Consider the following 19213-nt stretch of genomic DNA (forward strand, 5'->3'; position numbering starts at 1 on the left):
AAAGGCGACGGCTGCACCTGCTCGGTGCGGCCGTGTCTTCAGCGTCGTTGCCCCGGTAAATCGTGTTTCGTGCTGCGCTGAAAAGCGCAGCGGAATTTCAGTCGCGCCGCGCGTCCGATTTCCGGCTCTCGCTAACAGGATGCGGCGCGTCGTTCGGCTCCCAAACCCTGATGCAGTCGCGGCCGGCCGCCTTGGCGTGATACAGGGCTTCGTCAGCCCTGTTGATGATAATGGATGCGCTGATCGTCGTGCCCCCCGGCTCCGCAGTGACGATGCCGATGCTTGATGTCACGATGCCCTTCTCGCTCGCCAGGTGCGGCACCGCTTTCAGCTTTAAAACGGCCTGGAATCGGGAGGCGATCGCCACGGCTCCGGCCCGGTCCGTGTCGGGAAGCAGAATGGCAAACTCCTCGCCGCCGTAGCGCGCGACAGTATCATTCACTCTCACCTTGGTTTCCGCGAGGCAGGTCGCAAGAACGCGCAGACAGTCGTCACCTGCACTGTGACCATAATAGTCATTAAAGGCTTTGAAGCGATCGACATCCAGAAGGATCAGGGAAACCGGGTTTCCGGACTGGAGTGATTTCGCGACGCTATGCTGCAATGCCTTGTCGAAGGCGCGGCGATTGGCCAGTCCGGTCAAACCGTCGGTGTCGGCCAATATTTTCAGGTGGTCGGCCTGCTTCATGAGGGCGATCTCGTTCGCCTTGAGCTGTGTTATGTCAGAGGCAACGACCAGCGATGTCCCATCTTCGGCGACACGTGTACGGATGCTCAGCCACCGGCCACTTTCGGTCTGGACCTCGAAATCGCTGTCCGTGCGGAAACTGGCGCCCCGCACGCGAATCTGCTCAAGTCTTTCTGCCGTGAGAACGCTCACGGCCTCCTTGTTCTGTATCGCGGCTTTCAGGAGCTCGGTGATGTGGACTCCGGGAACCTGAAGATCCGCCGTGCCGGGAAAATACTCGCGATAGCGGTCATTGCTGAAGACAAGACGACCGTCCTTGTCCAACATCGCCAAACCGTCCGACATCTCCTTCATCGCATGGGCGAGAAGGTTGCGGCTCGCAATCAATTCCGCTTCCAGCCGTTTACGCTCGGTAATATCGTGAGTAACGCCCGCAAGCCCGATTGGATGACCGCTCTCGTCGTACAGCGGTACTTTCGATGTCGAAAACCAACGCTCCACGCCTTCGTTGTCGAGCCGCTCTTCCCTGTTCAAAATCGGCCGCCCGCTCGATATCAGCTCCTGTTCGTCCTCGAAAAGCTGCTTTGCGCGTTCCGGAGATGCAATGTCGGCGTCGGACAGACCGATCATGTCTCGAGGATTCTCAAAGCCATTATGGCGGGCGACCTGATTATTGACGGTGCGGAAGCGGCTTTGCCTGTCTTTCACATAATAGAAGTCCGGGGACTGGCGCAACGCTGCGCGCAACAGATCGCGCTCCACCGTCGCCCCCCGTATTTTGATGATCGACAATCCGGCTATAACCGTCGACAGAAATCCCATGACCCTCAAAGGGATATAGGCATCGTTCGCTTGACCGGCTTGTACCGGGGAAATGGGACTGATCGAAAGAAGGTAGGAAACACCACTCAGAACGGCAGCATAAACGACGATATCCGAAAACGCGAGAGCCCTGCGGTTCAGAGCAAGATGCGCGACGCATGACATTGCGCCCACGACGCAGATCAAAACGACGCCATAAAGAGCGCCGGCACCACCCATGCTCAGGCGATATGCCAGAGTAATGATACACGTCAGCGCAGCGGCAACCGGTCCGCCGAACAGCCCCGACATGGAAATGATGGCCGTACGGAAATCACCGTAAATCCCACGCTCGAATTCGACGGCCATCGACATGGATACAATTGCCGCGGCGCCCATCCATATCCCGAACAGCGCTGTCCTGCTGATCTTGATACGCGCTTCCACCTGAGGATGAAAATGTGCCCAGGCCGAAAGGAGCAAGGCGACCATTGCGAGATTTTCGAGCAATTCCTCCCAAATTGTATCCATTGATTATCCAGACTACGCGCCATCGCCCGCAGAGAATGGGGCGATTGGCTTTTACACATGGAGCCGGTTCATCGAGTCAGCACTCATACTTGCCTACAAGATCGATAATAAGTGGTGAATTAATACGACGAGGGCTGGCTTCTACAAAGTCGGGCGAAAGGTTGTTGGGGAGACAAAGGCGTTTTATCGGACGGATGCGGCAAAAGACTGTGTCAGGGAACAAGGGTCGGCTTGGCCGAACCGGTCGAAACCCCGCCGCTCACGACGCCACGTGGCCCCCTTGCCGCGACGCCATTCCGATCAAGCATCTCCACAACCGCATAGAGCCGCTCGTTACCAAAGGCGTTGGCATGAGGGATCGGATGTCCGCCGGACTGACTTGCGTCGATTTCGGTGCGATCAAGCTCGGCCGGAGCCGCCGCAACACGGGCATCCGCTGACGAAAAGGCACGCACGACAATGTCGCCTTGAAAATCGGCACCATCCCAGCCCGGATCGCCGGCCTGCGCAACGGGGATCAGCCGGTAGAGTTTCAGTTTTTCGCGAGTCGGAGGATCGTTGAGCATAGCTGTGCCTTGTTTAGGATATGATCGTCTTTTGTTGTTGTCCTTCGATCGCGTTCGCCCGGGACAAAGCGGCAAAGACGATCGACCGCATTTCGTCGTCGGCGATTTGCTGCATCGCAAAGCCTTCATTGGGCATGACGCCCGGATCTTCCTCATGGTCCGAGACCATTTCCGAATCGCGCGCCAGCGTGTCGAGAAACGTCCGTCCCTCATCCGTCCGTGCTATGAATGCGGCCAGCGCCACGAAAAGCTTGCGGTGCCCGTTCAGCCTGCCTTCGAGATTTTCCGGTGATGCCTGGCTCATGTTCCAATCCTTTGCATAACCGAACGAACACGGCTCAGTGTTTGTTCCTGAGTGTGTCCGGCTTGGCGCGGTTCGATTAAACTGGCTTTTTGAAGCCGGTATCTGCTATAAGCGTTGTTCAAATGTTTCGAACGGTTCTGGAGGTAACGCTCCGGTGACCGTTTTCTTTTTGCTTTGCCCTGCCGTTGCAGGCTTGGCGCGGACTGTGAAGGACAGTGAAATGGTCGAAAAAGTGCCGATGACTCAAAGCGGTTTCGTCAAGCTGCAGGAAGAGCTGCGCTGGCGTCAGCAAGAAGAACGCCCGCGGATCATCGAAGCGATTGCCGAAGCGCGCGCCCATGGCGACCTCTCGGAAAATGCGGAATATCATGCCGCCAAGGAAGCGCAGAGCCATAATGAGGGCCGCATCGGCGAGCTTGAGGATTATGTCGCGCGCGCCGAAGTGATCGATCTCTCGAAAATGTCCGGCTCCAAGATCAAATTCGGCGCGACCGTCAAGCTGATCGACGAAGATACCGAGGAAAACAGGACCTATCAGATCGTCGGCGACCAGGAAGCTGACGTAAAGCAGGGGCGCATTTCGATTTCCTCGCCGATTGCGCGGGCGCTGATCGGCAAGGAGGTTGGCGATTCGATCGAGGTCGTCGCTCCCGGCGGCTCCAAGGCCTACGAGATCCTGGCGGTCAACTGGGGCTGATGTTCCAACTACAGTGCTGGAAAGCCCGGAGGCGAAACTGTCTCCGGGCTTTTCCGTGACGTAAAGCGGAGATCAGGCCGTGGAAAAGATCAGCGACGTCGAAATCATAGCGCCGAACTTCAAGCGCCGGCTCTCCGGCGTCACCTCCACGATCATCCAGCTCGTTCCGGTGCAGCGCGCACTCGGCCAGAAGGTTGCGGCGCTGGGCCCTGGTCTTCCTGCTGCTCTTCCGCATATTGGCTATTTGGCTCTCTTGCGGCTTTGGGATCGTCCGTCAGCCCGCAAGCGACGCATCTGGCACGCGCGGCGCAATGTCGAGATGCTGCCGGCCATTCTTCTTCGCGACCTCCTGCGCATGCCGTTGAAGATCGTCTTCACCTCCGCTTCGCAACGCCGGCATTCGGCCTGGACCAAATTCCTCATCCGCCGCATGGATGCGGTGATCGCCACAAGCAGCCGCACCGCCGGCTATCTCGAAGTGCCGAGTACCACCATCCCGCACGGCATCGACGCCGGACGTTTCTTTCCGGCTGCGGACAAGAGGGCGTCCAAAGCGGCGCTTGGTCTGCCTGCGGACAGGAAGATCGCAGGTTGCTTCGGCCGGGTGCGGCATCAGAAGGGCACCGATCTTTTTGTCGACAGCATGATCGCGCTTCTGCCGCACCGGCCGGACTGGATTGCCATCATCGCCGGGCGCGCAACAGGCCCGCATCTTGCCTTTGAAAACGGGCTGAAGGAGCGGGTTCGACAGGCAGGCCTGTCCGACCGCATCCTTTTTGTCGGCGAACATACCAATATCCCCGATTGGTACCGGGCGCTCGACCTGTTCGTTGCGCCGCAGCGCTGGGAAGGATTTGGCCTGACGCCACTGGAAGCCATGGCAACGCGGGTGCCGGTGGTCGCAACTGATGTCGGCGCCTTCTCCGAACTGCTGACGACGGGCTCGGACGAAACAGGCCTGCTGATCGCCGCAAATTCGCTCCCGTCGATGGTCGAGGCGGCAGCAAGCTTGATGGACGACCCGGATCGCGCCGCGCGGGCAGGCGAGCGCGGGCTTGCACGCGCCATTGCCCGTTTCAGCATTGAAGGCGAGGCTTCGCGTATCGGCGCAGTCTATGACGCTCTTTTTGCCCTTTAGGAAGCGTCAGAAGCCGATCAGCCCCTCGTCCTTGACCTGACGAATGGTCAGCATGGTCCGGACGGTATCCACCTGTTCGTTCGCCGTGAGAACTTCGATCACGAAGTCCTGAAAGACCGTGAGATTTTCGGATACACAATGCAACAGGAAATCGCTGTCGCCCGACACCATCCAAGCCTGGCGCACCAGCCGCCACTTGGCCGTCGCCGCCGCGAAAGCCTTGAGCTCGGCCTCGGACTGGTGACGCAAGCCCACCATGCAAAAGGCGACCAGATCGAAGCCGAGGGTCGGCGCGTTGAGAAGAGCGTGGTAGCCTCGAATAACGCCGCCCTCCTCCAGCTTGCGGACGCGGCGCAGACACGGCGGAGCCGAAATTCCAACCCGCTGTGCCAGTTCCACATTGGTCATGCGGCCGTCCGCCTGAAGTTCGCGCAGGATCTTCAGGTCGATTGCATCAAGCTCCACTCGCACGCCCATGTGTCAGTCTTCCCTCAGTCACTCGCCAATCCCTCACATCGGGATGCGTCGTTCTTTTCTGGATAGCGGATTTGACTGCTGCAAAAAAGCGGCATCACGAGATGATCGATGCGAAGGAAAGCTTTGCACTATTCCCTCAGCCTCGGCAGCCGCCAGGAACGCAAAGGACCGGAATTGGATGTATTCACCGCGACGACCGTCACCGCGGCGTGCCAATAGCGTCGAAACCGAAGATTTCAGGATGCATTTGTGTGTATTATGTAACGCACCCTTGAAAGGCGGGGCGCTGAATCCTTAAAGTAACATCGCTGTTCCAAATTCTTTGATCGCCCGGCGCAAACCGAATTTTTTGCAGGCCGGAGCTGGAGTTCTCATCTATGACTGCCCGACATGCGAAAGTGCTAATCATCGGATCCGGCCCTGCCGGATACACAGCCGCGATCTACTCCGCCCGCGCCATGCTCAATCCGGTCCTGATCGCCGGAATGGAACAGGGCGGACAATTGATGATCACCACCGATGTGGAAAATTATCCGGGCTATGCCGATCCTGTCCAAGGCCCCTGGATGATGGAACAGATGCTCAAACAGGCGCAGCATGTCGGCGCGGAAATCGTCAACGACCTCGTGACTGACGTCGATCTGTCCATCCGTCCGTTCCGGTTGAAAACGGACAGCGGCACGGACTGGACGGCCGACGTGCTGATCATCGCGACCGGCGCCAAGGCCAAATGGCTGTGTATCGAAAGCGAGCCGACGTTCCAGGGCTTCGGCGTGTCGGCCTGCGCCACCTGCGACGGCTTCTTCTATCGCAACAAGGACGTCATCGTCGTTGGCGGCGGCAATTCCGCCGTCGAAGAGGCCCTCTATCTGTCGAACCTTGCAAAGACGGTGACCGTCATTCACCGCCGCGACAGCTTTCGGTCTGAGAAAATCCTGCAGGAGCGATTGTTCGCCAAAGAGAACATCAGGGTGATCTGGGATCACGAGGTGACCGAATATCTCGGCACGCCTGCCAAACCGCCCATGCCCGCTTCGGTGAATGGTGTCCGGCTGCGCAACACCCGCACAGGTGAAACGAGCGAGATGCCCATCGACGGCGTTTTTGTCGCCATCGGCCATGCACCGGCAGTCGAACTGTTCAAGGATAAACTAAAGCTGAAGCCGAATGGCTATCTCTGGACGGCACCCGATTCAACCGCAACGGACGTGGCTGGCGTCTATGCTGCAGGAGACGTCACGGACGACATTTACCGTCAGGCGATCACGGCCGCCGGAATGGGCTGCATGGCGGCGCTCGAGGCGGAAAAATACCTGGCGGGCCACATGCCCGTCGCAATTGCGGCCGAATAGAAGCCGCAAATAATCGGGACGGACGACCGCTCCCGAGTGGGAACAGACGATCAGCCTTCAGGCGGAATCGGGAGACCGGATCCGCCACAGGCAGTTATTGGGAGGCTTCATGCCGTTAGACTGGGATAAATTGCGCATTTTTCATGCGGCGGCGGAGGCGGGCTCCTTTACGCATGCGGCCGACAAGCTGCATCTGTCCCAATCGGCTATCAGCCGCCAGGTAAGTTCGCTTGAACAGGATGTCGGCATCAAGCTGTTCCACCGCCATGCACGTGGCCTCATCCTGACCGAACAGGGGGAAATCCTTTATCGCACCGCCCATGAAGTGCTGATGAAGCTGGAAAGCGTCCGTGTTCAACTGACGGAAACCACGGACAAGCCAAGCGGCAAGCTGCGCATCACCACAACCGTCGGCCTCGGCCAGGGCTGGCTGACCGACAAAGTGCAGGAATTCCTGGCGCTCTACCCGGAAATGCAGGTTCAGCTCATTCTCGACAACGAGGAACTGGACGTCAACATGCGCCATGCAGACTGCGCCATCCGGCTACGCCAGCCGCAACAGTCCGACTTGATCCAGCGCAAGCTGTTCACCGTGCATATGCATGTCTATGCCGCCCCCTCCTATATCAACAAGCATGGCGAGCCGCAGTCAATTCAGGATCTCGACAATCACCGGATCATCACCTTCGGCGAACCGGCACCGAACTACCTGCTTGACGTCAACTGGCTGGAGATTGCCGGGCGGGATTCGGACAACCCCCGCATGTCGCATTTGCAGATCAACAGCCAGACATCGATCAAGCGCGCCTGCCTGCTCGGTATCGGCATTGCCATGATGCCGGATTATATCGTCGGCAGGGATCCAGGGTTGATCCAGTTGCCGATCGGCGCGGACATACCCTCCTTCGACACCTATTTCTGCTACCCGGACGAGATCAAGAATGCCGCCAAGCTCAAGGTCTTCCGTGATTTCATCGTGGCGAAAGCCCGCAACTGGAATTTCTAAACCGGCATTTTGGCCTGCACAAAAAACAATCTCAACTTCCCTTCGACTAACCCTATGTTTAAGATGGATTTTTTCGACGGAAGATGCCTCTTCCACAAAAGAACGGTTTAAATCGCTTTAAAAACGTGCAGGACTGCGTTTCACACATGGCTGACATGCATATTAAATGATTGCCTAGCGCCCAAAAAACCATCATACCGACTGCAGCTGATGCATCTTGGTGGCTTTTTTCCTCCCAGTGCCACCGCAGCAGCTGTTCCCCTCTGGAGGTTTGAATACCTTCATAACTATAAAGGGCCCAAGTTTTCTTGTGGCCCTCTTTTTTTGCCTTGATTTCAAGCGCATACCTCTGGTTGCGGCTTTTTGGCTCCTGCCGGCATTGAAAAGTTGCCAGAGGCTTCCCACATCAGTTTCAGCTGATGCAGATGGTGGAGTTCTTCCTCCCAGTGCCACCGCAGCAGCTGTTCCCCTCTGGAGGTTTTTACCTTCACACCTAAAAAGGGCCCGGTTCGTCCGCTGGCCCTCTTTTTTTGCCTATATCACTCTCACAGGTTTGTGACTTGAATATCGGAATTTTCCGATTTATAAATCGGCGCATCGGAATTTGACGATACACTGGACGCCGATGGACAAGGACGAAATTCTGAAGGCTCTCGCCCATCCGAAACGCATCGAAATGCTCGGCTGGATGAAAGACCCGCAGGCACATTTTTCAAGCCAGCATCACCCGCTGGACATGGGAATTTGCGCCAGCCAGTTCGAGCGCTGCGGCCTGTCCCAATCGACCGTGTCCGGGCACCTTGCTGTCCTGCAACGCGCCGGCCTGGTGACGACGCAGCGCGTTGGACAATGGATTTTCTACAAGCGGAACGAGGACGCCATAAGGGCGTTCCTGAAACATATTGGCGATACTTTGTAGAAATTCCTGTGTCGCTCTCCCCTCCCAAGCTTCTCAACGACCAAAAAGGATTCCCCATGGCCTCTCTCTTCGATCCTATCGCAATCGGCGATATCGAACTCGCCAACCGTGTCGTCATGGCGCCGCTGACGCGTAACCGGTCGCCGGGCGCCGTCCCGAATTCCCTCAACGTCACCTATTACGAACAGCGCGCCACAGCCGGCCTGCTGATCACCGAAGCCACCGCAATCACCCATCAGGGCCAGGGCTATGCCGATGTGCCCGGGCTCTACACCGAGGAAGCCCTCAATGGCTGGCGGCAGGTCACCGATGCCGTGCACAAGGCCGGCGGCAAGATCGTCGTGCAGATGTGGCATGTCGGCCGGATTTCCCACACCTCGCTGCAGCCGAACGGCGAAAAGCCTGTTTCCGCCTCCGCCATCACGGCGAAATCGAAGACCTATCTGGTCAATGAGGACGGCACCGGCAGCTTTGCCGACACCTCCGAGCCTCGGGCTCTCGATGTGTCCGAAATCCCGGGCATTGTCGAGGATTACCGCAAGGCTGCCCGTGCGGCAATCGAAGCCGGTTTCGACGGCATCGAAATCCACGCTGCCAATGGCTATCTGATCGACCAGTTCCTCCGGTCAGGCTCGAATGTCCGCACCGACCAGTATGGCGGACCGATCGAAAATCGCGCCCGTTTCCTGTTCGAGGTGGTCGAGGCAATCACGAAGGAAATTGGCGAGGGCCGCACCGGTATCCGTCTTTCTCCGGTCACCCCGGCCAATGATTCGTCCGATCCGGATGCGCAGGCTCTGTTCACCCATGTCATCGAAGGGCTGGCCAAGTACAAGCTTGCCTATATCCACATCATCGAAGGTGCGACGGGCGGACCCCGCGATTTCCAGCAGGGCGACAAACCCTTCGACTATAAGGCGCTGTGCACCGCCTACGAAAAAGCCGGCGGTGAAGCCGCATGGATGACAAACAACGGCTACGACCGGGCGCTTGCGATCCAGGCCGTGGAAGACGGCAAAACGGACCTTGTTGCCTTCGGTAAACCCTTCATCGCCAATCCGGACCTCGTGCAGCGTCTGAAGGACGATGTGCCGCTGAACACACCGGACCAGGCAACCTTCTACGGCGGTGGCGCCAAGGGCTATACCGACTATCCGACGCTTGAGCATCAGGCAGCCTGAGGGTCTCGATCTCTCCTCCCGCCCCTTACGGGGCGGGGCTTTCCTGTCGATGCGCGATGCAATCATGGTCTCGGACACGCAGCGGATCGAACCAGACAGTTGTGCCGTGGACAATCTGTGCCGCGCGATCTAAATCTCCGCGCAGGACTGGAGATGACGTGATGCACCTGCGCGATGCCGAAGAGACCGACCTGCCTGCCATTCGCGATATCTATAACGACGCGGTCGCCAATACGACGGCCATCTGGAACGACACGCAGGTCGATCTGGAAAACCGGACAGTCTGGTTTACCGAACGCCGGCGGCTCGGCTATCCGGTGCTGGTTGCAGTCACGCAAGACGGCACTGTTGCGGGATATGCCTCCTTCGGCGACTGGCGCGCCTTCGACGGCTATCGCCACACTGTCGAGCATTCCGTCTATGTGGAAAAAAACCAGCGCGGCGGCGGTATCGGGAACTTGCTGATGGTGGCCCTGATCGACCGGGCCTGCGCCTGCGGCAAGCATGTGATGGTGGCGGGCATCGAAGCCAACAATCAGGCATCGATCCGACTGCATGAAAAACTGGGTTTCCGGATCACTGGCGAGATGAAGGAAGTCGGCACCAAGTTCGGTCGTTGGCTCGACCTGACCTTCATGCAACTGATCCTGCCGGCGCGGTAGGCGGCCCCCTTCCGCGTCACAATGGTGAAAGAACCATGGCACGCAGCCATCGAATATGGAACTGGAAGGGATTCTTCGTCACGCTGCTGACAGCGGGACTGATCCTTGGCACTCAGCCCGATGCGGCGATCGCGCAGATTGAATGGCGCGCGCCGCCGTGCACCTATTCCGCTGCGACACGAACGGGCGCGCTCTGCGTTCGCGCAGGCAGTTTCAACCGCGACATCTGCACGGCGCTTGCTCGTTTTTCCGGTGAAAACGATCTTCCTCCAGACTTTTTCGCGCGACTGATCTGGAAGGAAAGCCTGTTTCGTCCGGACGCGGTCAGCTCCAAGGGCGCGGAAGGAATAGCGCAGTTCATTCCCTCCACAGCGCGGCTGCGCGGTCTTTCCAACAGTTTCGATGCCTTGGAGGCGTTGGGAGAAGCGGCCGAGTATCTCGACGACTTGCGGGACCGTTTCGGCAATATCGGTCTGGCAGCCACCGCTTACAATGCCGGCGAAGGCGGGTTGCGCACATTCCTGCGCACCGGAAATCTGCCGCAGGAAACCCGCAACTATGTTCTCGACATCACTGCCCATCCGGCTGAAGACTGGCGGGACAACCCGCCCGCAACGGTTGATCTGCGCCTCGACGACCGAAAATCCTTCGAGGACGCCTGTGTTGCCCTGGCCAGCACCCGGCGCCTCAAGGCTGTGGAATTTGAAGCGGAAGGCGTATGGGCGCCCTGGGGCGCGCAACTTGCGGCGCATTTTCAAAAGCCGGTAGCGGCAAGACTGTTCCTTTTGGCTGTCCGGTCCCTCCCGGAGCCGTTGAACATGGAAAAACCGCTGATCCAGAAGGAGCGCAACCGTGCCTTCGGAACGAGGCTGCGCTACACCGCCCGGATCGCCCGCCAGACGCGGTCGGAGGCCGAAGCAGTGTGCGCGCAGGTTCGCAGGAACGGCGGCGCCTGTATCGTTTTCAGGAACTGAGCCTGCCTTACTACCTTGTCCATGTAAGGCAGCCGGCGAATCGCCCACAATGCTGGTCGAGGACTTGCTGGCCTATATAGGACAGTGACGTCGCGCTGCACCGTTTCCTCTTCCGACGAACCTGCTGGGGTCCGTCGGCAATCGGGAGAGCCGGTTACTTGCAGGCCGCGCAGAAGCGCTGGATGCGCTTGCAGGCTTCTTCGAGCAGTTCTTCGGACGTTGCGTAGGAAATGCGGAAGTTGGGCCCGAGACCGAAAGCCGAGCCGTGGACAACGGCAACGCCCTCGGATTCCAGAAGCTCGGACACGAAGTCCTCGTCGGTCTCGATGACCTTGCCTGTCGGCGATGTCTTGCCGATCAGACCCTTGCAGGACGGATAAACGTAGAACGCGCCTTCAGGCGACGGGCACTCGATGCCCTTGGCCTGGTTGAGCATGGAGACGACCAGATCGCGGCGGCCTTCGAAGATCTTCTTGTTTTCAGGGATGAAGTCCTGTGTGCCGTTCAGCGCCTCCACGGCCGCCCACTGGGCGATCGAGCAGGCCCCCGATGTCTGCTGCCCCTGGATCATGTCCATGGCTTTGATCAGCGCCAGCGGGCCGGCGGCGTAGCCAATGCGCCAGCCGGTCATGGCATAGGCCTTGGACACGCCGTTCATGGTCAGCGTGCGGTCATAAAGCTTTGGCTCGACCTCGACCGGGGTCGCGAACTTGAAATCGCCATAGGTCAGGTGCTCGTACATATCATCAGTCAGAACCCAGACATGCGGATGCTTCAGGAGCACATCCGTCAGGGCTTTCAATTCCGCATGCGAATAGGCGGCGCCGGATGGGTTTGACGGCGAGTTGAAGATGAACCATTTGGTCTTGGCCGTGATCGCCTTGTCGAGATCCTCAGCCGTCAGCTTGAAATTGTTGGCCTGGGTCGCTTCGACAAACACGGGCGTGCCGCCGCAGATCGACACCATCTCCGGATAGGACACCCAATAAGGTGCCGGGATGACGACTTCATCGCCCGGATTCATCGTCGCCATGAAGGCGTTGAAAAGAATCTGCTTTCCGCCGGTGCCGACGATCGTCTGGGCGGCGGTGTAATCAAGATTGTTTTCGCGCTTGAATTTTTTCGCAATCGCCTCGCGCAGTTCCGGAATGCCGGAAACAGGCGTGTACTTCGTCTCACCCCGGTTGATCGCGTCGATCGCAGCCTTCTTGATATTGTCAGGCGTATCGAAATCCGGCTCGCCTGCACCGAGCCCGATCACATCGCGGCCCTTGGCTTTCAGTTCCCGGGCTTTCTGGGAAACGGCGATGGTAGCGGAGGGCTTCACACGGGAAAGGGCGTCGGCAAGAAAGGCCATGATGTGGTTTGTCCTGACAGGTTGAGACAGCATGCGGGCCATCGGAGCAGCATCCGGCAAAGCTCCATAGCGGTTAGGTGTATGTCGAAAGACTGCCTGTGTTTCAAGCGCAAACCGCCCGCAAATTCGCAAAATGCGTGACGATGACAATGTTTGACGGCCCGGCATCGGCACGGACCATGAATCAGTTTATCGAAAACCAGCCGCAAGGTCCTGACGAGACCGGATTTTCGGCCAGCCGAAAGCACGCCGGAGCCTGCTGCTCCAGCATTTCCAAGCGCAATGAAAAATGACGTCGCGGCCGTCCGATTTATTCTACAAAATCATGGTGTTTGAAGCATTTTTGCAACGCCTTTATTTGGTCATGATAATTGCCGCGGCCCGCCGCAATTCCGTCCTTGTCCGGACGATTTCGCAGCCTCTTTTCACGGTCACAGGAATTCATCCGGACCGAGGGGGTCTCGCAATGTCTGTCGATACGGAAATGGGCGCCACGACGCAGCGCCAGCATACGAACTACGTGGAATATCTTTTGGTTGCCGGGCTGACGGCCGTGACGGTCCTTTTGTTTTTCGTCATGGGCTTCTTCTCCGAGGCGTCGGCCGATACCGGCACGGATAGGCCGCAGCATATGGCCGGCTATGTCAGGCCGAACGACATGGGAACGGGCGCCCTGCTCTTCCCGTCGCGCGAGCCGGGCTTTTTCGTCGAGGCGCCGCGACTGGCGACCGATGTTCGGATCGACATCAACGGACCGATTATCCGCACCCGCGTCACCCAGAGATTCCAGAACCCCAGCAAGGGTTGGGTCGAGGGCACCTATGTCTTTCCGCTGCCGGACGACTCGGCTGTCGATACGTTGAAGATGCAAATCGGCGAGCGCTTCATCGAAGGCAAGATCAAGGCCCGCGAAGAGGCGCGCAAGATCTATGAACAGGCCAAGGCGGAGGGCAAGAAGACGGCGCTGCTCGAACAGCAGCGGCCGAACATCTTCACCAATCAGGTCGCAAATATCGGCCCCGGCGAAACCATCGTGGTGCAGATCGAATACCAGAGCAGCGTGCACCAGTCGAACGGCGTCTTTTCCCTGCGTTTTCCCATGGTCGTTGCGCCGCGCTACAACCCGGACCCGATCGTTCAGACGGTCGATCTCGACCCCCGCTCAGGCTTTGCCGTCAGCGACCCGGTACCTGACCGCGACAAGATCATGGCCCCCGTGCTCGACCCGGCTGAACACGCGAAGATCAACCCCGTCACCCTGACGCTCAACCTCAATGCCGGCTTTCCACTCGGCGCCGTCACGTCAGCCTTTCACGCAGTCGATATGAAATCACCCGGCGACATGGTGCGCACCATCACGCTTCAGGCGGGCAGCGTGCCTGCAGACAAGGACTTCGAACTGACTTGGCAAGCCGCCACCGGCAGGACGCCCCATGCCGGCCTTTTCCGGGAGACCATCGATGGCCGCACCTATCTGCTCGGCTTCGTCACGCCACCGGCGGACGATACGGCGGCGGCGGCCCGTTCGAACCGCGAGGTTGTCTTCGTCATCGACAACTCCGGCTCCATGGCGGGACCCTCGATCGAACAGGCGCGCGACAGTTTGGCCCTGGCAATCTCCAGACTGCGGCCGCAGGACAGGTTCAACGTCATCCGCTTCGACGATACGATGAGCGTTCACTTCCCCAGTCTCGTTCAGGCGACGCCGGACAACCGCGAAAACGCGATCGCCTTCGCCCGCAGCCTTACGGCAGACGGCGGCACGGAAATGCTGCCGGCCCTGGAAGCAGCGTTGCGGACACAGGGTCCGGTCGCAACAGGCGCGCTTCGCCAGGTGGTGTTCCTGACGGATGGCGCCATCGGCAACGAGGCGCAGCTCTTTCAGGAAATTTCCGCCAATCGTGGCGACGCCCGCGTGTTCACCGTCGGCATCGGTTCCGCGCCCAACACATATTTCATGACGAAGGCCGCGGAGATCGGCCGAGGCACCTTCACCCTGATCGGCGCCGAAAATCAGGTTGCGTCGTGCATGGGCGAATTGTTCGAAAAGCTCGAAAACCCGGCCATGACCGATATTGCAGTCACCTTCGACGGTGCGAATGCCAGGGATATAACCCCCAACCCCATGCCGGACCTCTATCGCGGCGAACCGGTGGTGTTGACGGCCCGGCTTGATGGCACATCTGTTGCCGGCAAACTGCAGATCACCGGCCGGACGGGCGATCAGCCCTGGCGCGTCGAAATGGATGTGGCCAAGGCATCAGAAGGCACCGGCCTCGCCAAGCTCTGGGCCCGCCGCAAGATCGGTGATCTCGAGGCCGGCGCCTATGCGGTCAATGACAGGGCGGCACTCGACAAGGAGATCGAGACTGTGGCGCTCGCCCATCACATCGTCTCGCGCGTCACCAGCCTGGTTGCCGTCGATGTCACGCCATCGCGTCCGGCCACCGAAACGCTGGCGAGCACGGATCTACCGGTCAATCTGCCGTTGGGATGGGACTTCCAGAAGGTCTTCGGCGAGAAGCCGCTCGAAAACCTGCCCCAGGACCAAAGAAAAGCGGCGCTCGACCATGCCGAGGAACAGGCGATCCTTGTTGCCGACCAGATTGCGGCAGCACCGACCGCGCGGGCAGCCAACCTCATCGCGCAACAAGGCGGCAGCCAGGTCGACTTGCCGCAGACCGCTACGCTTGCCGACCGCTATATTCTGATTGGCATGGCCCTTTTGACGATGGCTATCATGGCCGCAGCCACGTTCGGCCTGTGGCGCTGGCAGATGCGCGGTCTTTACCAGGAGGCACGCAGCCGTGTTCATTAAAACAACGACCGGTGCGCGGGGCGGTTTCCTTGCCCGCCTGAACATGCTGGAAACGCTCGTCCTTGCAGCAATTTGCCTGATTGGCATCGCGGGTGTGATGCTGATCGGCAAGGGCGCCTTCATCAAAGCCAAGGCGGAATTGTCGCAAGTCCTGCTGAAACGCAGTTTTGCCGCACAGCTTGACGGCGGAACCGGCGGCAAGCCCTGGCCCTGGGCAGATTTCTCGACCGAGGCGGAAATTGTCGCGCCGCGGATTGGCAGATCGGCCATCGTTTTGTCCGGCGCCAGCGGCGAGGCGCTGGCCTTCGGGCCGGCACGGCTGGCGAATACGCCCATGCCGGGAGAAAGCGGCACCGCCGTCATCGCCGCCCATCGGGACACCCACTTTCGCTGGCTGAAGGAGGTGAAGCCCGGCGACCTGCTGATGATCAAACGCCGGGATGGAAAGACACTTACGTTCCGCGCCGGACAGGGGCGAATCGCACGTTGGGACCAGAGCGGCATAAACGCGAACGCACCCGGCCGACATCTGGCGCTGGCCACCTGCTGGCCCTTCGAGGCAACAGTGCAGGGTCCTCTTCGCTACATCGTCAGTGCCGAACTGATTTCGGACGCAGGCAAACAATCCTTCGCCAGTTTGAACTGAAGGTCCTGCCACCGGACCCGACAACGAGATATCGTGGCCGAGGCAGGGTGCCTTCAGGCGCGCGGTGCAAAGAGATCTATTCTTGGTTACTGCCAACCCATACGTAGAACGGCATTTCAGACGACGCGTTTTGCACTGCCTGAGGCTTTAAACGGTCCCAATTACGACATTGCAACCCAAAAACAAGTGTTTTCAAAAGCTTGCAATATATCAGTAGAAAATCCTATTTTTCAGCAGATGACCGCTTTTTACACAATTCAAATCTGGGCAGTAGCGTCAGGAAACTTTTGCTTGCCAATTTAAAATAAACACAGCAAGTTTACCGCGTTCGGGCAACTACGGACACGGAAAGACCTTTCAAGTATGCGGGCCGGGGCACGCAAAACGCGCCGGGCGGACGGGCAAGGAACAGGGTTCTGTGGCCGTCTGCAAGTACAGGACCTTTCCTCATCGTCGAAGACTGCCTGCCGCACGCCCCTGGGCAAACATTGTAATGCTGCCCGCTGCTTCCGGGCAGAGGAAAAAGGACCTGATGCATGGCAGACACTGGCATTGTTAAATTTTTCAACACGGACAAAGGCTTCGGCTTCATAAAACCCGACAATGGTGGCGCCGATATCTTCGTGCATATCTCGGCAGTACAGGCTTCCGGCCTTAACGCGCTGTCGGAAAATCAGAAGGTCAGCTTCGATACCGAACCGGATCGCCGCGGCAAGGGGCCAAAAGCCGTCAACCTGCAAGTGTCCGGCTGAGCCGTCGCCGACATGGATTCACATTAAAAGCCCGGCGTAGTGCCGGGTTTTCCATTCAGCCTGCGTTCAGTTTCGTCAGGTTAATGTGCCTGCATCGTCATGAAAGACGCTCTGGTCCACCCTTTCACAGGATCGAAACAATGAACACCTTTATCAAAGCTGCCGTTCTCGCGGTTGCCACCGCAGCAACCATCATACCAACTGTAGCGCCGGCTCAAGCCGAAGACTGGGGCGGCCGTCGCCACTATCGTCACGACTATGGACGTCGTCATCACAATGGCGACGCAGCCGCTCTTGGCGCGCTCGGCCTTGCAACCGGCGTGATTATTGGCGGCGCCATCGCCAGCCAGCCGCGTTACCAGGAGCGGGTCTATATCGATCCGGAACCCGACTACTACGAGCCGCGTCCCGTTTATCGCCGCGCCCGCCCGGTAGTCGTCCAGAGCTATGGGTCGCTTGAGCCTTGGACACCCGCCTGGCACCGCTATTGCTCGCAGCGTTATCGCTCGTTCGACTCCCGCTCCGGCACCTTCGTGGGCTATGACGGTCGCGAACATTTCTGCACAGCCGGCTAAACCATAGCCTGACGCTAAAAAAGGCACGGGCTAACTGGCGCGTGCCTTTTTTGCTGTCCGGTTGAAAACTCACAAGCCACGAAGATAGGGATTGGTCCGGCGTTCCTCGCCAATCTGGCCACCCGGACCGTGACCGCAGATAAAGCCGACTGTGTCGCCAAGCGGCAGGATCTTGTCGCGGATCGAAGCCAGCAATTGTTCATGATTGCCGCCCGGAAGATCGGTTCGCCCGATGGAGCCGCGGAACAGTACGTCGCCCACATGGGCAAAGCCCTGTTTCCGGTTGAAATAGACGACATGACCGGGTGCGTGGCCGGGGCAGTGCAACACCTCAAAGACATGCTCTCCGAATGAAACGGTGTCGCCGTCTTCCAGCCAGCGGTCAGGCAGAACATTCTCCACCTTCATCGCCATGCCGAATTTCTCCGCCTGCTCTTCCAGCCGCTCGAGAAGCGGCTGGTCGTCCTTGTGCGGGCCGACAATGTCGATATCCAGAGCTTGCTTCAACTCTTTGGCGCCGCCGGCATGATCGATATGGCCATGCGTCAGCCAGATCGCTTTCAAAGTGATGCCGTTATCCCGAACAGTCCGGAGGATCAGATCGACGTCACCGCCCGGATCGACGATCACACCGTCTTTTGTCTCATCATCGAAAAGGACAGTACAATTCTGCTGAAAATGGGTAACCGGAATAATGCTTGCCTGTAGCATGTCGCCTCGCTGCCAGTTGTTGCAACGCATATAAAGCGACTGCAGCGCGATGGGAACGGCATTAATCGCGAAACGACTAGTTTCCTAGAATTGAGAGCTGTATCGCGTCACAGGCTACCGCAATTCGGCAAGCTCGATAGCGGCGGGGATCGGCGTCTGGATGTTGACCGTCGTCATGAGCAGCGCAAAGACAGCGATCTTGGCAGCAACCACTGTAATAACGACGGGCCGGAGTTGCCGTGCCGCGGATGAGGTTTCGAAAGCAGGGTTCTCTTGCATGTCCATCGTCCTCTTTTGTGTGCTGTAAACACGACAAATGCTAGAAAGTTCCGGCTAAACCGGAGTGATTCCAGTATTTTAGATTTTCGGCCCCTATGCTGTTCCCTACGGGACTCGAGAAGAAGCAATTCGGGAGACGGGCAAAGCCGTGGCGACAAATGGCAGCGAGCGTCGTATGATCAGCGTTCCGGAACATCTGCATAAAGCGAAAAACATGTCGACACGGCCAACGTCTTATGGCGAAGGTTTCCGGAGGAAAATCGGTTGAAAGGAAATGACGGCGTGGCAGGACAGCCAAGGCAGACGTCCGATATGGAACAGGCTCCCGGTGGAGACAGACAAGACGCGGTGGATTTCGAGATCATCGAACTTTTCTTCTTCGCCTACCGGGATTTCACCTCCGATCCGGATGTCATACTGGAAAAGCGTGGTTTTGGTCGAGCCCATCACCGGGTGCTGCATTTCGTCGATCGGGAACCCGGCATGACGGTCGCCGACCTGCTGGATACCTTGAAGATTACCAAACAGAGCCTGGCCCGCGTTTTGAAACAGCTGATCGATTCAGGGTATATTCACCAAGTTGCGGGGCCGGAGGATCGCCGGCAGCGCAAGCTCTATACAACAAAGGAAGGCAAGACATTGGCGCGTGCCTTGGCGAAGCCACAGTCGCGACGCATCGCCAAAGCATTGGAAAAAACCGGTCCTGGAGCCAGGGAAACGATCAAACGATTCCTCGCCGGCATGAAGAACGCAGCGGAGAGCTGAGAAACCCGGTTACC

General features: G+C 58.6%; 20 protein-coding genes. 13 read left to right on the forward strand and 7 right to left on the reverse strand.

The window, feature by feature from the left end; genetic code table 11:
• Positions 1-97: 97 nt before the first annotated feature.
• The 3 genes from PY308_RS14595 to PY308_RS14605 all read right to left on the reverse strand — a co-directional run bounded on the left by PY308_RS14595 (position 98) and on the right by PY308_RS14605 (position 2890).
• Entirely contained in the window at positions 98-2020 is a 1923-nt protein-coding gene (locus tag PY308_RS14595) for a diguanylate cyclase (RefSeq protein WP_275783814.1), read from the reverse strand.
• Positions 2021-2232: 212 nt separating this feature from the next.
• Complete coding sequence (locus PY308_RS14600; protein WP_275783817.1) at positions 2233-2586, reverse strand: hypothetical protein; 354 nt, start codon at positions 2584-2586, stop codon at positions 2233-2235.
• 13 nt (positions 2587-2599) lie between these two features.
• On the reverse strand, positions 2600-2890 hold the full coding sequence (locus PY308_RS14605) for a hypothetical protein (protein ID WP_275783820.1): 291 nt from the start codon (positions 2888-2890) through the stop codon (positions 2600-2602).
• Positions 2891-3110: 220 nt separating this feature from the next.
• On the opposite strand from PY308_RS14605, the gene greA reads away from it, so the two are divergent.
• On the forward strand, positions 3111-3587 hold the full coding sequence (greA, locus tag PY308_RS14610; RefSeq protein ID WP_275783823.1) for a transcription elongation factor GreA: 477 nt from the start codon (positions 3111-3113) through the stop codon (positions 3585-3587).
• A 79-nt stretch (positions 3588-3666) separates the two neighbouring features.
• Positions 3667-4725, forward strand: coding sequence for a glycosyltransferase family 4 protein (locus tag PY308_RS14615; RefSeq protein WP_275783826.1), 1059 nt, complete (start codon positions 3667-3669; stop codon positions 4723-4725).
• Positions 4726-4731: 6 nt separating this feature from the next.
• On the opposite strand, the gene PY308_RS14620 is transcribed toward PY308_RS14615, so the two are convergent.
• Positions 4732-5202 carry an Lrp/AsnC family transcriptional regulator gene (locus tag PY308_RS14620; protein WP_275783829.1) on the reverse strand — a complete coding sequence of 157 codons (471 nt, stop codon included), beginning with the start codon at positions 5200-5202 and terminating at the stop codon, positions 4732-4734.
• 377 nt (positions 5203-5579) lie between these two features.
• On the opposite strand from PY308_RS14620, the gene trxB reads away from it, so the two are divergent.
• From trxB to PY308_RS14650, 6 genes are all read left to right on the forward strand, one after another.
• Positions 5580-6554 (forward strand): thioredoxin-disulfide reductase, encoded by a 975-nt coding sequence (gene trxB, locus PY308_RS14625; protein ID WP_275783832.1) that lies wholly within the window; start codon positions 5580-5582, stop codon positions 6552-6554.
• A 109-nt stretch (positions 6555-6663) separates the two neighbouring features.
• Positions 6664-7560: a LysR family transcriptional regulator VtlR gene (locus PY308_RS14630; protein ID WP_275783835.1), complete on the forward strand. Its 897-nt coding sequence runs from the start codon at positions 6664-6666 to the stop codon at positions 7558-7560.
• A 625-nt stretch (positions 7561-8185) separates the two neighbouring features.
• Positions 8186-8479 carry an ArsR/SmtB family transcription factor gene (locus PY308_RS14635; RefSeq protein ID WP_275783838.1) on the forward strand — a complete coding sequence of 98 codons (294 nt, stop codon included), beginning with the start codon at positions 8186-8188 and terminating at the stop codon, positions 8477-8479.
• Positions 8480-8535: 56 nt separating this feature from the next.
• On the forward strand, positions 8536-9660 hold the full coding sequence (locus PY308_RS14640; protein WP_275783841.1) for an alkene reductase: 1125 nt from the start codon (positions 8536-8538) through the stop codon (positions 9658-9660).
• Positions 9661-9821: 161 nt separating this feature from the next.
• Positions 9822-10322 carry a GNAT family N-acetyltransferase gene (locus tag PY308_RS14645; protein ID WP_275783843.1) on the forward strand — a complete coding sequence of 167 codons (501 nt, stop codon included), beginning with the start codon at positions 9822-9824 and terminating at the stop codon, positions 10320-10322.
• A gap of 35 nt (positions 10323-10357) precedes the next feature.
• Entirely contained in the window at positions 10358-11296 is a 939-nt protein-coding gene (locus tag PY308_RS14650; protein WP_275783845.1) for a lytic transglycosylase domain-containing protein, read from the forward strand.
• Between the two features lie 154 nt (positions 11297-11450).
• On the opposite strand, the gene PY308_RS14655 is transcribed toward PY308_RS14650, so the two are convergent.
• Entirely contained in the window at positions 11451-12653 is a 1203-nt protein-coding gene (locus tag PY308_RS14655; protein WP_275783848.1) for a pyridoxal phosphate-dependent aminotransferase, read from the reverse strand.
• A gap of 484 nt (positions 12654-13137) precedes the next feature.
• Between PY308_RS14655 and PY308_RS14660 the strand changes: the two genes are divergently transcribed.
• The 4 genes from PY308_RS14660 to PY308_RS14675 all read left to right on the forward strand — a co-directional run bounded on the left by PY308_RS14660 (position 13138) and on the right by PY308_RS14675 (position 17444).
• Complete coding sequence (locus PY308_RS14660; RefSeq protein WP_434064258.1) at positions 13138-15471, forward strand: marine proteobacterial sortase target protein; 2334 nt, start codon at positions 13138-13140, stop codon at positions 15469-15471.
• A 43-nt stretch (positions 15472-15514) separates the two neighbouring features.
• The gene (locus PY308_RS14665) at positions 15515-16117 is read left to right on the forward strand and encodes a class GN sortase (protein ID WP_275791143.1); all 603 of its coding nucleotides are present in this window, start codon (positions 15515-15517) and stop codon (positions 16115-16117) included.
• 536 nt (positions 16118-16653) lie between these two features.
• The gene (locus PY308_RS14670; RefSeq protein WP_275783853.1) at positions 16654-16869 is read left to right on the forward strand and encodes a cold-shock protein; all 216 of its coding nucleotides are present in this window, start codon (positions 16654-16656) and stop codon (positions 16867-16869) included.
• A gap of 140 nt (positions 16870-17009) precedes the next feature.
• On the forward strand, positions 17010-17444 hold the full coding sequence (locus tag PY308_RS14675) for a BA14K family protein (protein ID WP_275783855.1): 435 nt from the start codon (positions 17010-17012) through the stop codon (positions 17442-17444).
• Between the two features lie 69 nt (positions 17445-17513).
• Here the strand turns inward: PY308_RS14675 and PY308_RS14680 are convergent, their stop codons facing one another.
• Positions 17514-18155: an MBL fold metallo-hydrolase gene (locus PY308_RS14680; RefSeq protein WP_275783858.1), complete on the reverse strand. Its 642-nt coding sequence runs from the start codon at positions 18153-18155 to the stop codon at positions 17514-17516.
• A 114-nt stretch (positions 18156-18269) separates the two neighbouring features.
• Positions 18270-18434 (reverse strand): hypothetical protein, encoded by a 165-nt coding sequence (locus tag PY308_RS14685; protein WP_275783861.1) that lies wholly within the window; start codon positions 18432-18434, stop codon positions 18270-18272.
• Between the two features lie 312 nt (positions 18435-18746).
• On the opposite strand from PY308_RS14685, the gene PY308_RS14690 reads away from it, so the two are divergent.
• Positions 18747-19199, forward strand: coding sequence for a MarR family winged helix-turn-helix transcriptional regulator (locus PY308_RS14690; protein ID WP_275791144.1), 453 nt, complete (start codon positions 18747-18749; stop codon positions 19197-19199).
• The last annotated feature ends 14 nt before the right edge of the window (positions 19200-19213 follow it).

This window comes from Pararhizobium gei (assembly GCF_029223885.1).
Lineage (GTDB): Bacteria > Pseudomonadota > Alphaproteobacteria > Rhizobiales > Rhizobiaceae > Pararhizobium > Pararhizobium gei.

Coding starts and splice junctions, on each gene's coding strand:
- PY308_RS14595 (WP_275783814.1), bottom strand. CDS start 2,020: ATGGATACAATTTGGGAGGAATTGCTCGAAAATCTCGCAATGGTCGCC.
- PY308_RS14600 (WP_275783817.1), bottom strand. CDS start 2,586: ATGCTCAACGATCCTCCGACTCGCGAAAAACTGAAACTCTACCGGCTG.
- PY308_RS14605 (WP_275783820.1), bottom strand. CDS start 2,890: ATGAGCCAGGCATCACCGGAAAATCTCGAAGGCAGGCTGAACGGGCAC.
- greA (WP_275783823.1), top strand. CDS start 3,111: ATGGTCGAAAAAGTGCCGATGACTCAAAGCGGTTTCGTCAAGCTGCAG.
- PY308_RS14620 (WP_275783829.1), bottom strand. CDS start 5,202: ATGGGCGTGCGAGTGGAGCTTGATGCAATCGACCTGAAGATCCTGCGC.
- trxB (WP_275783832.1), top strand. CDS start 5,580: ATGACTGCCCGACATGCGAAAGTGCTAATCATCGGATCCGGCCCTGCC.
- PY308_RS14630 (WP_275783835.1), top strand. CDS start 6,664: ATGCCGTTAGACTGGGATAAATTGCGCATTTTTCATGCGGCGGCGGAG.
- PY308_RS14635 (WP_275783838.1), top strand. CDS start 8,186: ATGGACAAGGACGAAATTCTGAAGGCTCTCGCCCATCCGAAACGCATC.
- PY308_RS14640 (WP_275783841.1), top strand. CDS start 8,536: ATGGCCTCTCTCTTCGATCCTATCGCAATCGGCGATATCGAACTCGCC.
- PY308_RS14645 (WP_275783843.1), top strand. CDS start 9,822: ATGCACCTGCGCGATGCCGAAGAGACCGACCTGCCTGCCATTCGCGAT.
- PY308_RS14650 (WP_275783845.1), top strand. CDS start 10,358: ATGGCACGCAGCCATCGAATATGGAACTGGAAGGGATTCTTCGTCACG.
- PY308_RS14655 (WP_275783848.1), bottom strand. CDS start 12,653: ATGGCCTTTCTTGCCGACGCCCTTTCCCGTGTGAAGCCCTCCGCTACC.
- PY308_RS14660 (WP_434064258.1), top strand. CDS start 13,138: ATGGGCGCCACGACGCAGCGCCAGCATACGAACTACGTGGAATATCTT.
- PY308_RS14665 (WP_275791143.1), top strand. CDS start 15,515: ATGCTGGAAACGCTCGTCCTTGCAGCAATTTGCCTGATTGGCATCGCG.
- PY308_RS14670 (WP_275783853.1), top strand. CDS start 16,654: ATGGCAGACACTGGCATTGTTAAATTTTTCAACACGGACAAAGGCTTC.
- PY308_RS14675 (WP_275783855.1), top strand. CDS start 17,010: ATGAACACCTTTATCAAAGCTGCCGTTCTCGCGGTTGCCACCGCAGCA.
- PY308_RS14680 (WP_275783858.1), bottom strand. CDS start 18,155: ATGCTACAGGCAAGCATTATTCCGGTTACCCATTTTCAGCAGAATTGT.
- PY308_RS14685 (WP_275783861.1), bottom strand. CDS start 18,434: ATGCAAGAGAACCCTGCTTTCGAAACCTCATCCGCGGCACGGCAACTC.
- PY308_RS14690 (WP_275791144.1), top strand. CDS start 18,747: ATGGAACAGGCTCCCGGTGGAGACAGACAAGACGCGGTGGATTTCGAG.